Below are 19340 nucleotides of genomic sequence, written 5' to 3'. Positions count from 1 at the left end.
GTCCGTGACCCACGACCCGCTCGCGCAGCCCCACGACTGGACCGACTCCGGCTTCTCGACCCGCGCCATCCACGCAGGTCAGGACCCCGACGCCGCCACCGGTGCGGTGGTCACGCCGATCCACCAGGTCTCGACGTACAAGCAGGACGGTGTCGGCGGCCTGCGCGGCGGCTACGAGTACTCCCGCTCCGGCAACCCGACGCGCGACGCGCTGCAGACCGCGCTCGCCGCCGTCGAGGGCGGCGCCGCCGCGTTCGCGTTCGCGTCCGGGCTCGCGGCGGAGGACACGCTGCTGCGCTCGATCCTGCGCCCCGGCGACCACCTGGTCGTCCCCGACGACGCGTACGGCGGCACGTACCGCCTGGTGGCGCGGGTCCTCGGGCCGTGGGGGATCGACCACACGCCCGTCGACCTGTCCGACCCGGACGCGGTGCTCGCCGCGATCCAGCCGGGCCGCACCAAGGCCATCTGGGTCGAGACGCCCACCAACCCGCTGCTCGGCATCGCCGACATCGCGGCGATCGCGACGCACGCGCGCTCCAACGGCGTCGTGCTCGTCGTCGACAACACCTTCGCGACGCCCTACCTGCAGCAGCCGCTCGCCCTCGGGGCGGACGCCGTCGTGCACTCGACCACCAAGTACGTCGGTGGGCACTCCGACGTGGTCGGGGGTGCGGTCGTCGTCGCGGACGGCGCCCAGCTCCCCGCCGGCATGCAGGGCCCGACGGGCACCACCGAGCTGCGCGACGCGGTCGGGTTCCTGCAGAACGCGTCCGGTGCCGTCGCCGGGCCGTTCGACGCGTGGCTCACGCTGCGCGGCCTGAAGACGCTCGCGGTCCGCATGGACCGGCACGTGGCCAACGCCGAGGCCGTCGCGCGGTTCCTCGTCGCGCACCCCGGGGTGCGCGAGGTGCTGTGGCCCGGGCTGCCCGAGCACCCGGGGCACGAGGTCGCGGCCCGGCAGATGCGGGGGTTCGGCGGCATGGTGGCGTTCCGCACGGGATCGGCGGAGTCCGCCGTCGCGGTGTGCGCGGCGACCCGGGTCTTCACGCTCGCCGAGTCCCTCGGCGGCGTCGAGTCGCTGATCGAGCACCCGGGCCGTATGACGCACGGCTCGGTGGCCGGCACCGCGCTGGAGGTCCCCGACGACCTGGTGCGCCTGTCGGTGGGCATCGAGGACGTCGAGGACCAGCTCGCCGACCTCGAGCAGGCGCTCGCCGCGGCGGGGCTCGCTCGGTGAGCGCGCCGGGCACGTCCGGGGCGGTGACGCCCGCCGGGGAGCCGGCGCTGCCGACGCCGCCCGCCGTCACCCCCCGGCCGGACCCCGTGCCGGCGTCGGTGCGCGCCTGGGCGGGCTGGTCGTGGCGGGCGCTGGTGATCCTCGCCGCGCTCGCGGTCGGGCTCTGGCTGCTGTCCGTGGTCAAGGTCATCGTCGTCCCCGTGGCCGTCGCGCTGCTGCTCACGGTGCTGCTGTCGCCGCTGGTGCGGGGCCTGCACCGGCACGCCGGCCTGCCGCGGGCGGCCGCGGCGGGCACGGCGCTCGTGCTGACGCTCGCGCTGGTGATCGGCCTGCTCACGCTCGCCGGACGCTCGATCGTCAACGGCATCGCGGAGCTCGGCGAGCAGGCGCGCGAGGGCTTCGCCCAGCTCACCGACTGGCTCGCTGAAGGGCCGCTGAAGCTCAGCACGGCCCAGCTCGACGACTACGTGTCGCAGCTGCAGGACGCGGTCGCGTCCAGCGGGCAGCAGATCGCGTCGGGCGCGCTGTCCGTCGGCGTGACGGTCGGGCACGTCGTCGCCGGGGCGCTCATCGCGCTGTTCTGCACGCTGTTCTTCCTCATCGACGGCCGGAACATCTGGGCGTGGGTGGTCGGGCTGCTGCCTCGCGGGTCGCGCGAGCGCGTCCACCAGGCGGGCCGCCGCGGCTGGGTGACCCTCGGGGCGTACACGCGCACGCAGATCCTCGTCGCCGGCGTGGACGCCGTCGGCATCGGCATCGGTGCCGCGTTCCTCCAGCTGCCGCTGGTCGTCCCGCTCGCGGTGCTGGTGTTCTTCGGCTCGTTCATCCCGTTCGTCGGGGCCATCGTCACCGGGTCCGTCGCGGTGCTCGTCGCGCTCGTCACGCAGGGCTGGGGCTCGGCGCTGATCATGCTGGCCATCGTGCTGGTGGTGCAGCAGTTCGAGGGTCACGTCCTGCAGCCGTTCCTCATGGGGCACGCGGTGTCGCTGCACCCGGTGGCGGTGCTGCTGGTGGTGACCACCGGCTCCCTGGTCGCCGGCATCGTCGGCGCGCTGTTCGCCGTGCCGATCGCAGCCGTGCTCAACACGGTCGTGCTGTACCTGCACGGGCACGACAAGTTCCCGCAGCTCGGCACCGGGGACCACGTCCCCATCCGCGCCAAGGGGCACCCCGTCCTCGACCGCGCCGTCGCGGCGGCCGCGGAGGCGGAGTCCGAGGCGCAGGCGACCCGTGAGGAGCAGGCGGACGCACCCGACGCGACCCCGGGCGGCTCGCCCGTGACGTCGTGATCGGCCCCGCGGACGTCCGCGCGGCGGCGGAGCTGCTGCAGGGCGTCGCCGAGCGCACGCCGGTGCAGCGCAGCCGTGCGCTGTCGCGGCTGGCCGGTGCGGACGTGTGGCTCAAGTGCGAGAACCTGCAGCGCGCCGGGTCGTTCAAGATCCGTGGCGCGTACACGCGGATGGCGCGGCTGACCCCCGACGAGCAGGCGCGCGGTGTCGTCGCCGCGAGCGCCGGCAACCACGCGCAGGGCGTGGCGCTGGCCGCCGGTCTGCTGGGACTCGACGCGGTGATCTTCATGCCCGTGGACGCCGCACTGCCCAAGATCGCCGCGACCCGCGGCTACGGCGCGCACGTGGAGCTGGTGGGCACGTCCGTCGACGAGGCGCTCGTGGCGGCCCGCGAGCACGCCGACCGCACGGGCGCGGTGCTCATCCACCCGTTCGACCACCCGGACATCGACGCGGGCCAGGGCACGGTCGCGCTCGAGGTGCTCGAGCAGGTCCCCGACGTGGGCACGATCGTCGTGCCCGTCGGTGGCGGTGGCCTGGCCGCGGGGATCGCCGCGGCGCTGGCCGACCGGCCCGACGTGCGGGTCGTCGGTGTCCAGGCGGCGCGCGCCGCCGCCTACCCCGCCTCGCTCGCAGCCGGCCGGCCCGTCCCGGCGCCGGAGCTGCGGACCATGGCTGACGGCATCGCCGTGGGGACGCCCGGTGCGGTGCCGTTCGAGCTCCTCGCGGCCCACCGGGTCCCGGTGCGGACCGTCTCGGAGGAGGACCTGTCACGCGCGCTGCTGCTGGTGGCGGAGCGCGCCAAGCTCGTCGTCGAGCCGTCCGGTGCCGCCGCCGTGGCGGCCCTGATGGCCGACCCGCACGGGCTGGGCACCGACGACGGACGCCCGGTGGTGTGCGTGCTGTCGGGCGGCAACATCGACCCGCTGGTGCTGCTGCGGGTGGTGCGGCACGGCCTGGCGTCGGCGGGCCGGTACCTGCAGCTGCACGTGGTGGTCGAGGACACCCCCGGGGCGCTCGCGGACCTGCTGCGGGACGTCGCCGGCCTGGGCGGCAACGTCATGCACGTCAGCCACCTGCGCACGGGCGACGACCTGGGCTTCAGCGAGGTCGCGGTCGACCTGCAGATCGAGACGAAGGGCCCGGAGCACTGCGCGGCGGTGCTGGCCGGGCTGCGCCGGGCCGGGTACCGCCTCGGCGACGCCTGAGCCCTCCGGAACGACCGCGCGGGGGCGCCCCGTCGAGCGGCGAGCAGGGCTCGGGCTCGGGGGTGCCCCCGCGTCGGGCGGGTCGCGTCAGCCCTGGAAGGGGCTGGCCGCCGTGATCTCGACCGGGATCTCGCGGCCGTTGGGCGCCACGTACGACGTGGCGTCGCCCACCTTGTGCCCGTGGATCGCGGCACCGAGGGGCGAGGTGGGGGAGAAGACGTCGATGTCGGCGGTCCCGGCGATCTCGCGGGAGCCGAGCAGGAACGTCATCTCGTCGCCGGCGACGAGCGCCGTGACGACCATCCCCGGCTCGACGACGCCGTCGTCCGGCGGCGTGCCGATCTGCACGTTGCGCAGCTTGGCCTGGAGCTCGCGGATGCGCGCCTCCTGCTTCGCCTGCTCCTCGCGCGCGGCGTGGTAGCCGCCGTTCTCCTTGAGGTCGCCCTCGTCACGCGCCGCGGCGATGCGGTCCGCGATCTCCTTGCGCCCGTCGGTCTGGAGGTGCGTGAGCTCCTCCGTGAGGCGGTCGTAGGCCTCCTGCGTCAGCCACGTGGCCGCAGTCGTGTCGGTCACGGTCGCTCCCTTCCTTGCCTGGGGGTGGCCGCCCGTCCGGCGGCACGGTGCCCGCGGTCGTCGCCGACGTCCGGACGGCGCGGGGTGGTGTGGGGGGCGTGCCACCGCGGTCGCGTCGACCTGACGTACGACGCCGGACCGGGGGCGGCGTAAACGTACAGTCTACCCACCGTCCAGGACCGGGTGGGCCGGACGGGTGAGCGGGCACGTCGCCGCAGGTCGCGGGCCTGGCGCGGCCCGGTCGGCCCGCGCGGCGGGCTCAGTCGACGGGTTCGCAGCCCTGCACGACGCCGGTGACCGCGAGCTCGACCGTGGGGACGGTCACGGTGACCCGGCGCGTGCGGGTCTCGGCCGGCGGGACGTCCACGTCGAGGACCCCGACCTGCGCGTACGACGCGGCCAGCGCCTGCACCCGGCAGGTGGCGCCGGTCCCCACGGCCGTGGTGACGTCGAACGTGATCTCGGTGGAGCCCGGCCCGTCCACGCGGTAGCCGACGTCCTGCCACTGGACGGGGTCCCGCAGGACGCCGCTGCCGATCCAGCCGAGCAGCAGCATGGCGCCCACCACCAGCGCCGCCAGCACGACGCGCTGCAGGCGGCGCGTGGCGTCGGTGGGCTCCGGTCCGTAGCGCCCGACGGGCGGGCGGGGGGCCGGTGCGACCACGGTGGTGCCTCCTGCTGCGTTGCGGTCCGCCGAGCGGTGTCTCGTGGACGTCCGTGCGGTACCTGTGGGTGGGGTGAGGGATCATTGTCTCCCGTCCCACGACCTGCCACGGAAGGATCCCCGGTGACCTCGGAGCGGTTACGGCTGATGGCGGTGCACGCGCACCCGGACGACGAGTCCAGCAAGGGTGCCGCGACCACCGCACGGTACGCCGCCGAGGGCGTCGACGTGCTGGTCGTGACCTGCACGGGCGGCGAGCGCGGCGACGTGCTCAACCCGCACTACGGGCCCGCCCCCGATGGGCTGGAGGCGATGCGGGCCGTGCGCCGCGAGGAGATGGCCGCCGCCGCGGCGGCGCTGGGGGTGCGTCAGCACTGGCTGGGGTTCGTCGACTCCGGGCTCCCGGAGGGCGACCCGCTGCCGCCGCTGCCGGAGGGGTCGTTCGGCACGCTCCCGCTCGAGGAGGCGTCGGCCCCGCTGGTCGAGGTGGTCCGGGAGTTCCGCCCGCACGTGGTCACCACGTACGACCCGACGGGCGGGTACCCGCACCCCGACCACATCATGTGCCACCGCGTGGCCGTGGAGGCGTTCGACGCCGCCGGCGACGCGGAGCGCTACCGCGGGCGCGGTGCGCCGTGGACGCCCCTGAAGCTGTACTACAACCACGGCTTCTCGCTCGCGCGGATGCGGGCGGTGCACGACGCGATCGTCGCGGCCGGGGGCGAGTCGCCGTTCAGCGACTGGATCGACTCCCGCCAGGCGCGCGAGGTGCCCGAGCGCGAGGTGACGACGCGCATCGAGTGCGCCGAGTACTTCGACCGGCGCGACGCCGCGCTGCGCGCCCACGCGACGCAGATCGACCCCGAGGGCTGGTTCTTCGCCGTCCCGCGCGACGTCGAGCTCGCCAGCTGGCGGGACGAGGAGTACGAGCTCGCGCAGTCCCGCGTCGAGACCACCCTGCCCGAGACCGACCTGTTCGCGGGGATCCGCGGGACGGAGCACGCACGATGAACACGCTGGTGGCGACCGCACTGGTCGCCGGGGTCCGCTGGTCCCAGCGACTGCCGGGGCCGACGATCGAGAGCCCCGAGGAGGGGTCCCCGGGGCTCGCGGGGTTCATCGCGACGTTCGTGCTGGCGCTCGCGGTCATCCTTCTCGCGGTGTCCTTCTCGCGGCGCATGCGGCGCGCGACGCACCGCGAGCGGCTGCGTGGGTCCGCCGGCGAGGGCACGGTCGGTGACGGCACGGTCGGCGAGCGTGCCGGTGGTGAGGGTGCCGGCGCCGAGGGTGCCGGGACCGCCGCGTCGTCCGCGGGTGCCGTGACGGCGTCCGGCGACGTCGAGGACCCGCCGGCCGCGCCGCCCGCACCCGGGCGATGAGCGACCGACCCGCGCCGCCCCAGCGCCCCGCGGTGCGGGTGACCGTGGCCCAGCTGCAGGTCGGCCCGGACCGGACCGCGAACCTGCTGGCTGCGCAGGACGCGCTGCGCACGGCGGCGCGGGCGCGTGCCGACGTCGTGGTGCTGCCGGAGTACGCCTCCGCCTACGATCCCCGCGGGGTGGGCGTGGACCTCGCCGAGCCGCTGGACGGCCCCTTCGTCGGGGCGCTGCGTCAGGTCGCCGCGCGGCACGGGCTCGCCGTGGTGGCCGGGACGACGCTCCCCGACGGCGCCCCCGGCGCCGACGGGCGGCCGCGTGCCGTCAACGCGGTGGTCGCCGTGGACGCCACGGGCGACGTCGCGGGCGTGTACCGCAAGGTGCACCTCTACGACGCGTTCGGGCACCGGGAGTCGGACCGCCTCGCCCCGGGCCCCGCGGACGCCCCGCCGCTCGTGCTCGACGTGGCCGGCCTGCGGTTCGGCGTGCTGACCTGCTACGACCTGCGCTTCCCGGAGTCCGCGCGGCGCGTCGTCGACGCCGGCGCGGACGTGCTCGTGGTGCCGGCGGCGTGGGTCGCCGGCGACCTGAAGGCCCTGCACTGGCGGACCCTCGCGGTCGCCCGCGCCATCGAGAACACCGCCGCCGTCGTCGCTGTCGGGCAGGCCGGCACGGGTGTCGTGGGGCGCTCGCTGGTCGTCGGGCCGGACGGCGTCGTGGGGCTGGAGCTGGACGGGACGCCGCAGGTGCGGACCGTCGACCTGGACGCGGCCGCGCTGCGGGCCGTGCGCGAGCGCGACCCCTCGCTGGCCAACCGGCGGTACGCGGTGGTCCCCCGGGCCTGACGACGGGCCGGTGCCCGGTCAGGCCAGGCGTGTCCTGTCAGGCCAGGCGGGACACCGCGATCGCGACGGCCACGAAGTGGCACCCGTAGCCGACCACGGTCAGCGCGTGGAAGATCTCGTGGAACCCGAACCAGCGCGGGCTGGGGTTGGGGCGCTTCATGCCGTAGATGATCGCGCCGACGGTGTACGCCAGGCCGCCGACGGCGATGAACCCGACGACCGTCGCGCCGCCGGTCTGCCAGAACTGCGGGAAGTACCCCACCGCGACCCAGCCGAGCGCGAGGTAGATCGGCACGTAGACCCACCGGGGCGCGCCGAGCCAGAAGATCCGCGCGAGCATGCCCACGACCGCACCGGACCACACGATGAGCAGCAGGCTGCGGGCGGTCGCCGGGGGCAGCAGCAGCACCGCGAGCGGCGTGTAGGTGCCGGCGATGATGAGGAAGATGTTGGTGTGGTCCAGGCGCCGCAGCAGCGCCGCCGTCCGCGGGGACCAGGTGCCGCGGTGGTACACCGCGCTGGTGCCGAAGAGCAGCACGGCGGTGACCCCGAAGACGGCCGTCGACCAGCGGGCCGCGGAGGTGGGGGACAGGGCCACCAGGGCGATGGACGCGACGAGGGCGATCGGGGCCACGCCGGCGTGGATCATGCCTCGCAGGCGGGGCTTGACGGCCTCGACCGCGGCCTCGACGGCGTCACCGACGGCGTCCGCCGCACGGGCGACGGGCCCGGCCTCGTGCGTGTCGTCGGCGGGGGCGCCGGGGGTCGCGGGGGCAGACCGGGAAGTGGGCTGACCGGGCGCCGGGTGAGTGCTCATCGGAGGCTGTGACCGCTTTCGTCCGCCGGAAGTTACGACACCGTAGGTTACGCCCGAACGGGGTGCCCCGGGACCACCCGCCGCCGGGGTGCCGCGGCGGCGAGTACCGTTGTCGGGTCCGACGTCCCACCCCCGGGGGAGGCTCCGCGTGCGCCTGCCGCACCCGCTGTACGGCCTGTACGAGCGACGGCTCGCCGCATCGCTCGACCCGGAGCAGGTGCCCCGGCACGTCGGCGTCATCCTCGACGGCAACCGCCGCTGGGCGCGCGGCAGCGGGCTGCCGTCCGCGACGGGCCACCGCCGCGGCGCGGACAAGATCAGCGACCTCCTGGAGTGGAGCGAGGACGTCGGCGTCGAGGTCGTGACGCTGTGGATGCTGTCGACGGACAACCTCGCGCGCGACCCCGCGGAGCTCGAGGAGCTGCTGCGTGTCATCGAGGACGTCGTGGGGGAGCTGGCGGCCGAGCGGCGCTGGCGCATCCAGGCGGTCGGGGCGCTCGACATGCTGCCGGACCGCACCGCGGCCGCGCTCAAGGCGGCGCAGGACGCGACGGCCGACGTCGAGGGCCTGCACGTCAACGTGGCGGTCGGCTACGGCGGGCGGCGCGAGATCGCCGACGCCGTGCGCTCGTTCCTGCGCATGCACGCCGACGCCGGCTCCAGCCTGGACGAGCTGGCCGAGGCGTTCGACGTCGAGCACATCGCCCAGCACCTGTACACGAAGGGCCAGCCGGACCCGGACCTCGTCATCCGCACGTCCGGCGAGCAGCGCCTCGGCGGGTTCCTGCTGTGGCAGAGCGCCCACTCCGAGTTCTACTTCTGCGAGGCGTACTGGCCGGACTTCCGGCGCGTCGACTTCCTGCGCGCCGTGCGCGCCTACAGCCAGCGGGAACGCCGGATGGGTCGCTGAGGCCTCCGTCGTCCAGGTGAACGGCGTGTGACGATTCGCGTGTCGTGACCCGATTCGTGCCGTCGCGGATGTGATGCGGGTTACGGTCGGGGCAACGGACGACACCCGTCGTCCCGGGAGGTCAGCCCATGGAGCATGCGCTCCGGGAGGAGGGCCGGTCCCGGCCCTCGGCCGACCGACCCCGTCCCGCCGCCGACTGCCGACCCGCGTGCGCGTCCGCGCCCCGAGTCGCCGGACGGCGCCCAGACCGGCACTGACGCGCCGAGGGGAGCCTGCCGTGGACCACATCTCGCAGCAGCAGCACGACGAGGGCACCGCACCTGTGACGGGCGGCCCCGCCGGCCCCCGCCTGACGTACGTCCTGGACACGTCGGTCCTGCTCTCCGACCCCCACGCGATCCGGCGGTTCGCCGAGCAGGACGTCGTCCTGCCGGTCGTGGTCATCACCGAGCTCGAGGCCAAGCGGCACCACCCGGAGCTCGGGTACTTCGCCCGCAGCGCGCTGCGCCTGCTCGACGACCTGCGCGTCGAGCACGGTCGGCTGGACGCCGCCGTCCCGGTGACCGACCAGGGCGGCACCCTGCGCGTCGAGCTCAACCACGTGGACCCGGCCGTGCTGCCCGCGGGCTTCCGGCTGGGGGACAACGACACGCGGATCCTCGCGGTCGCCGCCAACCTGGCCGCCGAGGGGCAGCACGTGGTCGTCGTGTCCAAGGACCTGCCGATGCGCGTCAAGGCGTCCGCCGTGGGGCTGCCGGCCGAGGAGTACCGCGCCGAGCTGGCCGTGGACTCCGGGTGGACGGGCATGGACGCGCTCGACGTGTCCGAGCAGCAGATGGCCGACCTGTGGGAGCACGAGTCGATCGCGCTGGCCGACGTCGTCACGGGCCCCTCGGCGCTCGCGGGCGGTGCGAGCGACCTGCCGTGCCACACGGGCCTGGTGCTGCACTCCCCGCGCGGGTCGGCGCTCGGGCGCGTCACGGCCGACAAGCACGTGCAGCTGGTGCGCGGCGACCAGGACGTGTTCGGGGTGCACGGCCGGTCGGCCGAGCAGCGCATCGCGATCGACCTGCTGCTCGACGAGGAGATCGGCATCGTGTCGCTGGGCGGTCGCGCCGGCACCGGCAAGTCGGCGCTGGCCCTGTGCGCCGGCCTGGAGGCCGTGCTCGAGCGGCGTCAGCACCGCAAGGTGATGGTCTTCCGCCCGCTGTACGCGGTGGGCGGCCAGGACCTGGGGTACCTGCCCGGCTCCGAGGCCGAGAAGATGAACCCCTGGGCGCAGGCCGTGTTCGACACGCTCGGCGCGCTGGTCAGCAAGGAGGTGGTCGAGGAGGTGCTCGACCGCGACCTGCTGGAGGTGCTGCCGCTGACGCACATCCGCGGCCGGTCGCTGCACGACGCGTTCGTGATCGTCGACGAGGCGCAGTCCCTCGAGCGCAACGTCCTGCTGACGGTGCTCTCGCGCATCGGGCAGTCGTCGCGGGTGGTGCTGACGCACGACGTCGCCCAGCGCGACAACCTGCGGGTGGGACGGCACGACGGCGTCGCCGCCGTGATCGAGGCGCTCAAGGGTCACCCGCTGTTCGCGCACGTGACGCTCACGCGGTCCGAGCGGTCACCGGTGGCGGCACTGGTCACCGAGCTCTTCGAGGGCATCGAGGCCTGAGCGTCCGACGCCCGTCGCGGGCCGGGTCCCCCGTGGGCCCGGCCCGCGGTGCGTTCCGGCGGTGCACCGTCCCGTGCGCACGGCCGGTGCGCGCGGTCGGGTGCTCCGATGGACCGCCGTTTGATCCGGGCGTAATGTTCCGTGCGGAGTAGGACGAAGGTCACGGGTCGACGGGGATGGACGATGGCGGGCGAGCCGAGCGCGGTCGCGGTGCTCGTCCTCGGTCTGCTCGACGAGCGGCCCCGCCACCCCTACGACGTCTTCACGACCCTGGTCGAGCGGGGCGACGCCCGGCTCGTGCGGGTCAACCCCGGCGCCGTCTACCACGCGGTGCAGCGGCTCGAGCGCGACGGCCTCGTCGAGGCGGTCGGCACCGAACGGTGCGGCAACCGACCCGAGCGCACCACCTACTCCGTCACGCCCGCCGGGCGGGCCACCCTCGGACGCGCCGTCACGGCCTACCTCGCCGACCACCGCCCCGCCTACGCGGACTTCCCGGTCGGGCTGGCCCACGCACCCGGTCTGCCCGCCGACGAGGTGGCCGCCGCGCTGACCACGCGCCGTGACCGGGAGGCGGCGCGGCTCGCCGACCTGCGGGACCGCCTCGACGAGGCGCTCGCCCTGGGCCTGCCCCGCCGGTTCGTCCTCGACGGGGAGCGCGAGCTCGCGCTGCTCGAGCGCGAGGTCGCCTGGCTGGACGAGGTGCTGCGCGACCTCGCCGACGGCACCCTCACCTGGGGCGGCCCTCCGCCCGACGACTTCCTGGCCGCGCGCGAGCGCCGTCAGGCGCGGGTCGACGCGCACCCGGGCTGAGCCCGCGCCGCCCGCACCCGCCCCACGCCGACGTCGCCCCGGGCGACCGCCGCACCGCACCACTCGTACCCGCGCCGACCGGCGCCCCCAGACCGGAGCACGCCATGACCTCGTCCGCACCCGGTGTCGACCTGCACGGGCGCAGCCCGTGGAGCGTCCTGCCCCCGCTGTGCCTCGGCTTCTTCATGATCATGGTCGACACGACCATCGTGAACATCGCCGTCCCCACCCTGCAGGACGTGTTCGACGCCGACCTCGTCACGGTCGGGTGGGTCAACAGCGCGTACCTGCTGACCTTCGCCGTGCTGCTGCTGGTCACCGGCCGGCTGGGCGACCGGTTCGGTCCCCGGCCGGTGTTCGTCGCCGGGCTCGTGGTGTTCACGGCCGCGTCGCTGGCCTGCGGCCTGGCGGGGTCCGTCGAGGTGCTCATCGCCGCCCGCGCCGTGCAGGGCGTCGGCGGTGCGCTCATGACGCCGCAGACGATGGCGATGATCACGCGGGTGTTCCCGCCGCAGAAGCGCGGTGCTGCCCTGGGCGTGTGGGGCTCGGTGGCCGGTGTCGCCACCATCACCGGACCCGTGCTCGGCGGCGTGATCGTCGAGACGATCGGGTGGGAGTGGATCTTCTACGTCAACATCCCGGTCGGCGTCGTCGCGCTGTGGCTGTCCCTGACGCGGCTGCCCGCCCTGCCGACGCACGCGCGCACGTTCGACGTGCCCGGTGTCGTGCTGTCCGTCGTGGGCCTGAGCCTCCTCGTGTTCGGCCTGCAGGAGGGGCCGAGCTACGGGTGGGGCACGATCGTCGGCCCGGTGACCGTGCCCCTGGTCGTCGGCGCCGGTGCCCTGGTGTCGGCCGCGTTCCTGCTCTGGCAGCGCCACCGCGGCGACGACGCGCTGCTGCCCCTGCGGCTCTTCGCGCACCGCAACTTCTCGCTGGCCAACGTGGCGGGAGCCGCGGTGTCGTTCGCCATGACGGGCATCTTCTTCCCGTTCACGCTGTACCTGCAGCAGGTGCTCGGACTCTCGCCCCTGCACGCCGCGCTCGTGGGTCTGCCCGGGTCGCTGATCTCCGGCGTGGTCGCCCCGTTCGCGGGCCGCCTGTCCGACCGTGTCGCGGGCAAGTGGGTGGTGGCCACCGGGTTCTCCGTGCTGGCCGTGTCCATCGGGATCCTCGCGACGCAGGTGCAGCCCGACGTCGAGGTCTGGCGCCTCGTGGTGCCGATGCTCGGCTTCGGTGTCGGGACCGGGCTGGTGTTCTCCCCGCTGGGCAACCTCGCGACGACCGGCCTGGACCAGCGCACGGCAGGGGCCGGAGCCGGTGCGTTCAACACGAACCGCCAGGTGGGCGGGGTCATCGGGTCCGCGGTCGTCGTGGCGCTGCTGACGTCGCGGCTCGCGGTCACGATGCCTGCGGCGGCACGCGACGCGGCCGCGGGCCTGCCGGCCGAGCTGCGCACGCCCTTCGTCGACGGCTTCCGGCAGGCGGCGGCAGCCGGCCTGGGATCGGCCGGGGGCGGCTTCGACCTGCCGGCGGGTGTCCCGGCCGAGGTGGCCGAGCAGCTGCGTGCGGCGGCGCAGTCCGCCGCCGGAGCCGGGTTCGCCGCGGCCGCCGGCCAGACGCTGGGGTTCACCGTCCTCGTGCTGCTGCTGGGTGCCGCCTGCGCGTTCGCGATGCGCGGCGGCCGTCCGCAGCACGCGGCACCGGCACCGGACAGGGACGTCAGCGCCGCCGTCGGCTGACGGGCCGGGCGCGGCCGGACGACCGCCCGTGGCGCGGGGGTCAGCGGGACCCGGTCAGCGCGCCCCGGTCGGCGCGCCCCGGTCGGCGCGCCCGGTCAGCGGGCCCCGACGCGCAGCACCTCGCCGAGCCGCTCCCGGCGCCGCACGGCCTGCTCCACGGCCACGGCGACGGCGAGGGCGGCCCCGAGCGCGACCGCGGCGAGCAGCACCGGCCACGCCACGAGGCTCACCGGGACGTCGCCGGGGCTGCCGGTCACCCACGACAGCCCGAGCGTCCGGGCGATCAGCGGCGGCAGCGCCAGCCCGATGACCGTGCCGCCGACGAACCCGCCGAGCACGAGCGGTGCCAGCTCGCCGAGCGTCGCCCACCGGGCGGTCCGCGCGTCCAGGCCCAGCGTGCGCAGCGTCGACAGCGTCCGCCCGCGTTCCCCCGACGTCGCGACCACCACGAGGGCGAGCGCCACCACGGCGAGACCGGACAGCGCGGCGACCGCGACGACCAGCAGCGTCATGAGGGCCGACGGGAGCGGGGCCCGCGACCAGTCGCGCCACCACCCGTCCGCCGTGGTCACCGTCACGCCGGGCAGCTGGGCGAACCCCAGGTCGGCGACGGCCTGCTCGGCCCCGGGCCCCGCGACCCAGACCCGCGTCGTCGCGGGCAGCCGGTCCGACACGGTGGCCAGCGCGCCGGAGTCGATCACGACGACGCCGTCGTCGCCGGTGCGCGTGGCGTGGGCGGCACGCGCGTCGACGGGTGGGGGGCCGTTGTCGGCCAGGACCGTCGTCGCGCCGCGCACGTCGACGTCGACCCGCCCGGAGATGACCTGCAGCTCGGTGCCCCCGGTGACGTCCACCCGGTCCAGCAGCGCGGCGTCCGCGAGCGCGGGCAGGCGACCGTCGGAGGCCTCGCCCAGCGTCGCCAGGCCCGCGTCGACGGGCAGGCCACGGGCCGCGCGCACCTCGGCGAGGGCGGCGGTGTCGACGACGACGACCGTGGCCCTCGGGTCCGACCCGGGGCCGAACGCGCGTCCGCCGATCTGGGCGCCCGTGGCGACCGCGGTCACGCCGTCGGCGGTGCCGAGCCGAGCGATCGCGGCGCGGGCGGCGTCGGAGTCCATGACGCCGTCGATCCGCACGTCCGCGGCCACGAGCTGGTCCGCGGCGGCCCGCTGGCCGTCGCGCACGCTCTGCACCAGCACCCCGCTCAGGACGACGAGCGCCACGGCGACCGTGACGGTCAGCAGCGGCAGCAGGGCCGTCGCGGCACGGTGCGCCCGGCTCACGGCGAGCGGTGCGGCCAGCCCGCGCGACCTCATCGCCCACCCCGCCGCCGCCTGCACCGCCGCGGGTGCCGCCCGCGCGACGAGCAGCGCCGCGGCGGCAGCGAGGAGCACGGGCGCGGCAGCGAGCAGCGGGTCCGCCTGCGTGGACGCCTGCGGGACGATCCCGCGGCCGCGCAGGGCGAGGACGGCGGCCACGGCCACCACGGTCACACCCACCTCGACGACCAGCCGCCGGGCGCGACGCAGACCGGCGAGGCGTGCCCGCTCGCGGCGGTCCGCCGGTGTGCGGCGCCCCGTCCAGGCGCCGCGGGCGGCCCGGACGGCCAGGACCGCGGGCGCCACCACGGCGACCAGGGCCACCGCCGTCGCGGTCCAGGTCGGGCCCGCGGTGCCGGGCAGCCACCACGCGACGGCACCACCGGCGACCAGGGCCGCCAGCAGGGCCGTGGGCAGGGACTCCAGGAGGCTGCGGGTGGCGACGGACGCGAGCGACGCGCCGCGCGCGCGGTCCGCGGCCAGGTGCGTGCGCCGACGCTCCACCAGCAGACCGGCCGCGAGCACGAGGCAGCACGCGGCCGTCGTGCCGACCCCCGTCACCACGAGCGTGGCCTGCGCGAGGACGGCGGCGAGGTGGGCGTCGAACGCGTCGACCACCTGGGGCAGACCGCTCGTCACGATCGCCTCCCGGGCCGCCACCGTCTGGATCGAGCGGCGCAGCCGGTGCGCGTCGTCGACCGTGAGGGCGTCGGTGTCCACCGGGGCGACGGCCGAGCCGCCGAGCTGCGTCCCCCCGACGACGGCGACCATGTCCCACCGCACCGTGGGCGGCACGTACAGGCCGACGGGGTCCCTCTCGTCGGCCGGCACCGCGAGCAGCTCGGGGACGGTCGACCAGCGGACGTCGGCAGGGTCCACGGCCTCGTAGAGCCCGGTGACCCGCGCCTCCACGGTCTCGCCGCGCTTCACCAGGCGGACGGTGACCGGCCCGTCGGTGGGGTCCACGCCGAGCTCGTCCGCGGACGCCACGCTCAGCCCGACCTCGATGGCACGGGGCCCCAGGTCCGTCTGCGTCGCGGCCGGCAGCACGTCGTCGGGGGAGACGGTCTCCGGGTCGGGCACCAGGGTCGCCGGCTCGCGTCCGGCGATCCACCGCACCGGCGGCGCCGGGTCGGACGGCGTCTCGATCGTGAGGAGACGGGCGGGGAACCGCTGCGCGTCGAGCAGGGCGACGAAGGGCGGCGACGTCGACACCGCGGTCGCGGGACGCAGGTCCTCGAAGGTCTCGTCGAGCATCACGGCCGCCTCGACGGGGAAGGCGAACGGGTCCTCCGGCGGGGGGTACACGAACTCCGCCACGGCGACCGGTGCGACGACGTCCGCCTCGGCGCCCGCGTGGGTGACGGCCTCGCGCAGGGCGTCGTCGGCCGTGCGGGCCAGCAGGCGCGGCACGGCCAGCAGCGCCAGCAGCGTCGCGGTCAGCAGGACCGCGGTGCCGATGACCAGGCCCGCGTCCTGGCGGGCACGGCGCCGGGTGACGAGCACCGCGTCCCCGGTCGTCGCCCGCAGACGGGTGGCGGTGGTGCCGGTCACTGCGCGTCCCCCATCCGCAGCGCGGCGCCGGACGCGCGACGCAGGCCCAGGCCGACGACCGCCGTGACGACGGCGCACGCCGCGACGACGAGGCCCGTGGTCCGGACCGCCTGGCGCCCCCAGCCCCACACCAGGCGGGGATCGGGGGAGGGTGGACGGCCGTCGGGCGACAGGGTCAGCAGCGGCGCGACCACCGCCGACAGGCCGTAGCCGGCGAGCAGACCGACGGCGGCGGCGAGCACGACGAGCAGCGTGGTCTCCACCACCAGCCCGCCCACGAGACCCTGCCGTGACGCACCGAGGGCCTGGAGGCGGGCCAGCTCGAGCCGTCGCGCCCGCAGCGCCGCCGCCGCCACCGTCCCGACTCCGACCAGCACCAGCACCACGGCGGCGATCGTGAGCAGGGACAGCGCTGCGGGCACCGCGGCCGAGACGGGTCCGGCGACCGCGGTGGCGCGTCGTCCGGCGCGCGACGTCAGCTCCGCGTCCGTCCCCGTGAGCTCCGCCGCCACGGCCGCGACGGCGGGCTGCGGCCCGGCCACCCAGAAGACGTCCGCGAGGCCTGGTTGCCCGCCGGTGTCCAGCACGCTCCACGCCAGGACGCGGTGGTCCACGAGCAGGGCCGGGCGGCCCGGTGCCCCCGGCACGTCGTCGACGACGCGCTGCACCACGACGTCGACCGGCGTGCCCGTCACGCTCAGCGACAGGAGGTCGCCCTCCCGGACGTCGATCTCCTGCACCAGGGCCCGGCTGACGACGGCGGGCACCGGCGTCGTCGGCCTCCCGACGCTCGCGACGAGACTCGCCTGGGTCATCGCACGGCCGTCGCCGAGCACGGAGCCCGTGATCTCGAGCGCGCGGTCGGGATCGCCCGGGGTCAGACCGCCCGCGACGTCGAGCGCCGACGTCCGGGGCGCCTGGTGGACGGTCCCGGACCAGCCGTCGCCGGTGACCGTCATCGCCGGCCCGGGTGCCTCGGCGGCTGCGGCGTAGTGGGTGACACCGGCCGACCGGGGGACGCCGTGCAGGCCGTGCAGCGTCAGCCGGACATCCAGCTGACGGACGCTGCCGCGGATCGGTGCGGCGGCGTCGAGGTCCGGCAGCGCCTCGGGCGCGACGAACGCCCCGACGGCGACGAGCCGCAGGTGGTCCGACCGCGGCACCTGCGTGGCGACCTGGACGCGCTCACCCAGCCGGACGGTGCGCGGGGCGAGCTGGACCACGACGCCGCGGTCGTCCTCCACCGTCAGGTGCACCAGGCCCGAGCCGCCCCCGGTGACCGGGTCCGTCGTGACCGTGACGTCGGCGACGAGCCACTGCGTGTCCGGGGGCACGTCGGCGGCGGTACCGGTCGGCGGGGGCAGGGTGCCGAGGCCCGCGAGCAGGTCGGCGGGCTCGGTGCCGGTGCGTCCGCGGACGTCCTGCGGCCGTGAGGCGTCGACCGCCAGCAACCGCGCCGAGACACCGGCGGTGCCGTTCCGGGGACCCACGTCGACGTGGCGGTCGACCACCGGCTGGGCGTGGACCGTCGGGTGGTCCGCGGTGGCCCCGGCCACCGCCACGGACGCCGTCAGCGGGGCGTCGGGGAAGCCTCCGACGCGCAGGTCCGTCCCGAGGGCGAGGTCGACCTGCTCGAGCTGGGAGGTCCGCCACGTCGCACCGAACGCGGCCGAGAACGACCCGGCGGCCACCGCGACGACCACCAGCAGGACGGTCCCCGACGCGACGGCGGGACGCCGGGCGACCTGCCAGGCCGCGTACGGCGCGACGAACGAGCGCGCGCCCGCGGCGAGGGCGTCGGCCCCCCGTCCGACGGGTGCCACGAGGCGCAGCGCGACCGTGGCGACCGCGAGGACGACGAGCGCGGGACCGGCGACCAGGACGACGTCGACGTACGGGCCGCCGGTGCCGCGGACCACGGGGGAGCCGTACGTCACCAGCTGGGCCAGTGCGACGGCGGCGATCCCGAGCAGCATCACGTCGGCCCCCGCGCGCAGCAGACCCGCGTGCGCGGTCCCCGTGCTGGACCCGGCGGTGTGCCAGGCGGGGACGCACAGCGCCACCGCGAGGACACCGGCCATCGCGGCGCACGCGAGCAGGACGGGGGCCGGGACGCCGGGTCCCACCTGGTAGCCGGCCGCCGTCAGGTCGCCCGACCGCACGAGGGCGCCCAGAGCTGCCTGGGCGGCCCACGGCGCCGCCAGCCAGGTGAGCGCGGCCAGCCCCAGCGCCTCCAGCACGACGGCCGAGCGCAGCTGGCCCGGCGAGGCGCCGCGCGCCGCGAGCAGCTCGTTCTCGGCGGTCCGGCGCTCGGCCAGCAGCCGTGCCGCCAGGAGCATGACCGTCGTCGCGAGCGTCGCCAGCAGCAGGCCCGTCGTCACCACGCCGGCGCGCGCGACGGCGACCTGCCACCCGATGGCGTCGACCGTGTCGTCCAGCGAGGTGGTCAGCCGGCCGCGTACCTCCGGCCGGATCGCCTCGGCGAGGAGGACGGGCCCGTCGACGACCCGCTCGCGCAGCCCCGCGACCGCGTCGGGCGACGCCTCGCCCAGCCGCGGCTCGGCGAGCAGGTAGGCCGTGTCGACGGTCCCCGCACCGCTGAGGACCGACGGGTCGACCAGGAACGGTCCCCAGGCCACGGTCGTCCGCATCCCCGCACTGCCCGGCACGTTCCGGGCGGGATCCATGCCGGCGCCGCGCAGCCGGTCGCGTGCCCACCCCGCGCTCGGTCCGATCGCCTCGTACGTGCCGACGACGGTCCAGGTCGCGTCCTGCCGGGTCTCCCAGACCTTGGCGTCGATCCGTGCGCCGACCCCCCACCCGTTCGACGTCGCCGCGATCACCGGGACGGCGACCTCGAGCGCGCCGTCCGGTGCGGTCGTCGCCTGCGGCCACCGGCCGTCGACCAGCCGTGCGGTGCCCTCCGTGCGTGGCAGCGTGGCGAGGTAGGCCATGTGCGCGGACACACCGTCCGGGCGCGGAACTGCGTACCACGGGCCGATGAGCCAGGTCGCGACGTCCGTCGGGACGTCCCCCGTGATCGCCGCCAACCCGTCGCCGGCCTTGGCGAGGACCGTCTCCGTGTCCTCGCCGTCGACCCAGACCGTGGCCTCGATCCGCACGTCGTCGGGGTCGAGGTCACCCAGCGCGGAGCGGACGGCATCGGTCTGCGCGAGGTGCAGCAGACCCGCGAGCAGGCCGACCACGGTGGTCGCCGCCACGGCCACGGCCGTCACCATCAGGACCACCAGGGACTGGTCCCGCAGCCGCCCGCCCACGACGCGCGCCCGCCAGCCCGCACCGCCCGGCCCTCCTGGCCGCACCACG

General features: G+C 76.1%; 15 protein-coding genes. 10 read left to right on the top strand and 5 right to left on the bottom strand.

Annotated elements, in window-relative coordinates; translation table 11 throughout:
- Positions 1–4: 4 nt before the first annotated feature.
- Genes J1G43_RS16845 through ilvA form a run of 3 tightly spaced genes read left to right on the top strand, consistent with a single transcriptional unit; the run spans position 5 to position 3737 of the window.
- A complete protein-coding gene (locus J1G43_RS16845) occupies positions 5–1240 on the top strand; it encodes a cystathionine gamma-synthase (RefSeq protein ID WP_207341567.1) in 1236 nt (411 codons plus the stop codon).
- On the top strand, positions 1237–2529 hold the full coding sequence (locus J1G43_RS16840; RefSeq protein WP_374191814.1) for an AI-2E family transporter: 1293 nt from the start codon (positions 1237–1239) through the stop codon (positions 2527–2529). The genes J1G43_RS16845 and J1G43_RS16840 overlap by 4 nt, the downstream gene beginning before the upstream one ends.
- The gene (gene ilvA / locus J1G43_RS16835) at positions 2526–3737 is read left to right on the top strand and encodes a threonine ammonia-lyase (RefSeq protein ID WP_207378886.1); all 1212 of its coding nucleotides are present in this window, start codon (positions 2526–2528) and stop codon (positions 3735–3737) included. Before J1G43_RS16840 ends, ilvA begins: the two co-directional genes overlap by 4 nt.
- Positions 3738–3824: 87 nt before the next feature.
- Here the strand turns inward: ilvA and greA are convergent, their stop codons facing one another.
- Both greA and J1G43_RS16825 read right to left on the bottom strand, forming a co-directional pair.
- Positions 3825–4310, bottom strand: a complete 486-nt coding sequence (gene greA / locus J1G43_RS16830; protein ID WP_089800908.1) for a transcription elongation factor GreA — start codon at positions 4308–4310, stop codon at positions 3825–3827.
- A gap of 259 nt (positions 4311–4569) precedes the next feature.
- Positions 4570–4974 (bottom strand): DUF4307 domain-containing protein, encoded by a 405-nt coding sequence (locus J1G43_RS16825; RefSeq protein WP_207378885.1) that lies wholly within the window; start codon positions 4972–4974, stop codon positions 4570–4572.
- Positions 4975–5097: 123 nt separating this feature from the next.
- Between J1G43_RS16825 and mca the strand changes: the two genes are divergently transcribed.
- Genes mca through J1G43_RS16810 form a run of 3 tightly spaced genes read left to right on the top strand, consistent with a single transcriptional unit; the run spans position 5098 to position 7195 of the window.
- A complete protein-coding gene (gene mca, locus J1G43_RS16820) occupies positions 5098–5985 on the top strand; it encodes a mycothiol conjugate amidase Mca (protein ID WP_207378884.1) in 888 nt (295 codons plus the stop codon).
- Positions 5982–6353: a hypothetical protein gene (locus tag J1G43_RS16815; RefSeq protein WP_207341570.1), complete on the top strand. Its 372-nt coding sequence runs from the start codon at positions 5982–5984 to the stop codon at positions 6351–6353. The genes mca and J1G43_RS16815 overlap by 4 nt, the downstream gene beginning before the upstream one ends.
- Positions 6350–7195: a nitrilase-related carbon-nitrogen hydrolase gene (locus tag J1G43_RS16810; protein ID WP_207378883.1), complete on the top strand. Its 846-nt coding sequence runs from the start codon at positions 6350–6352 to the stop codon at positions 7193–7195. The genes J1G43_RS16815 and J1G43_RS16810 overlap by 4 nt, the downstream gene beginning before the upstream one ends.
- 37 nt (positions 7196–7232) lie before the next feature.
- Here the strand turns inward: J1G43_RS16810 and J1G43_RS16805 are convergent, their stop codons facing one another.
- Positions 7233–8012, bottom strand: a complete 780-nt coding sequence (locus tag J1G43_RS16805; RefSeq protein WP_207341572.1) for a hemolysin III family protein — start codon at positions 8010–8012, stop codon at positions 7233–7235.
- Between the two features lie 148 nt (positions 8013–8160).
- Between J1G43_RS16805 and J1G43_RS16800 the strand changes: the two genes are divergently transcribed.
- The 4 genes from J1G43_RS16800 to J1G43_RS16785 all read left to right on the top strand — a co-directional run bounded on the left by J1G43_RS16800 (position 8161) and on the right by J1G43_RS16785 (position 13140).
- A complete protein-coding gene (locus J1G43_RS16800) occupies positions 8161–8922 on the top strand; it encodes an isoprenyl transferase (RefSeq protein ID WP_207341573.1) in 762 nt (253 codons plus the stop codon).
- A 322-nt stretch (positions 8923–9244) separates the two neighbouring features.
- Positions 9245–10588, top strand: coding sequence for a PhoH family protein (locus tag J1G43_RS16795; protein ID WP_207341707.1), 1344 nt, complete (start codon positions 9245–9247; stop codon positions 10586–10588).
- Between the two features lie 183 nt (positions 10589–10771).
- The gene (locus tag J1G43_RS16790) at positions 10772–11401 is read left to right on the top strand and encodes a PadR family transcriptional regulator (protein ID WP_207341574.1); all 630 of its coding nucleotides are present in this window, start codon (positions 10772–10774) and stop codon (positions 11399–11401) included.
- A gap of 104 nt (positions 11402–11505) precedes the next feature.
- Positions 11506–13140: a DHA2 family efflux MFS transporter permease subunit gene (locus J1G43_RS16785; RefSeq protein WP_207341575.1), complete on the top strand. Its 1635-nt coding sequence runs from the start codon at positions 11506–11508 to the stop codon at positions 13138–13140.
- 95 nt (positions 13141–13235) lie between these two features.
- Here the strand turns inward: J1G43_RS16785 and J1G43_RS16780 are convergent, their stop codons facing one another.
- Positions 13236–16013, bottom strand: coding sequence for an ABC transporter permease (locus tag J1G43_RS16780; RefSeq protein ID WP_207378882.1), 2778 nt, complete (start codon positions 16011–16013; stop codon positions 13236–13238).
- Entirely contained in the window at positions 16010–19339 is a 3330-nt protein-coding gene (locus tag J1G43_RS16775) for an FtsX-like permease family protein (protein ID WP_207378881.1), read from the bottom strand. The genes J1G43_RS16780 and J1G43_RS16775 overlap by 4 nt, the downstream gene beginning before the upstream one ends.
- Between the last annotated feature and the right edge of the window lies 1 nt (position 19340).

Origin of the sequence: Cellulomonas sp. zg-ZUI22, assembly GCF_017353535.1 — a bacterium.
Classification (GTDB): Bacteria; Actinomycetota; Actinomycetes; order Actinomycetales; family Cellulomonadaceae; genus Cellulomonas; species Cellulomonas wangleii.
Note: the sequence above shows the minus strand (reverse complement) of the source record. Positions and strands in the feature narration are given on the sequence as shown.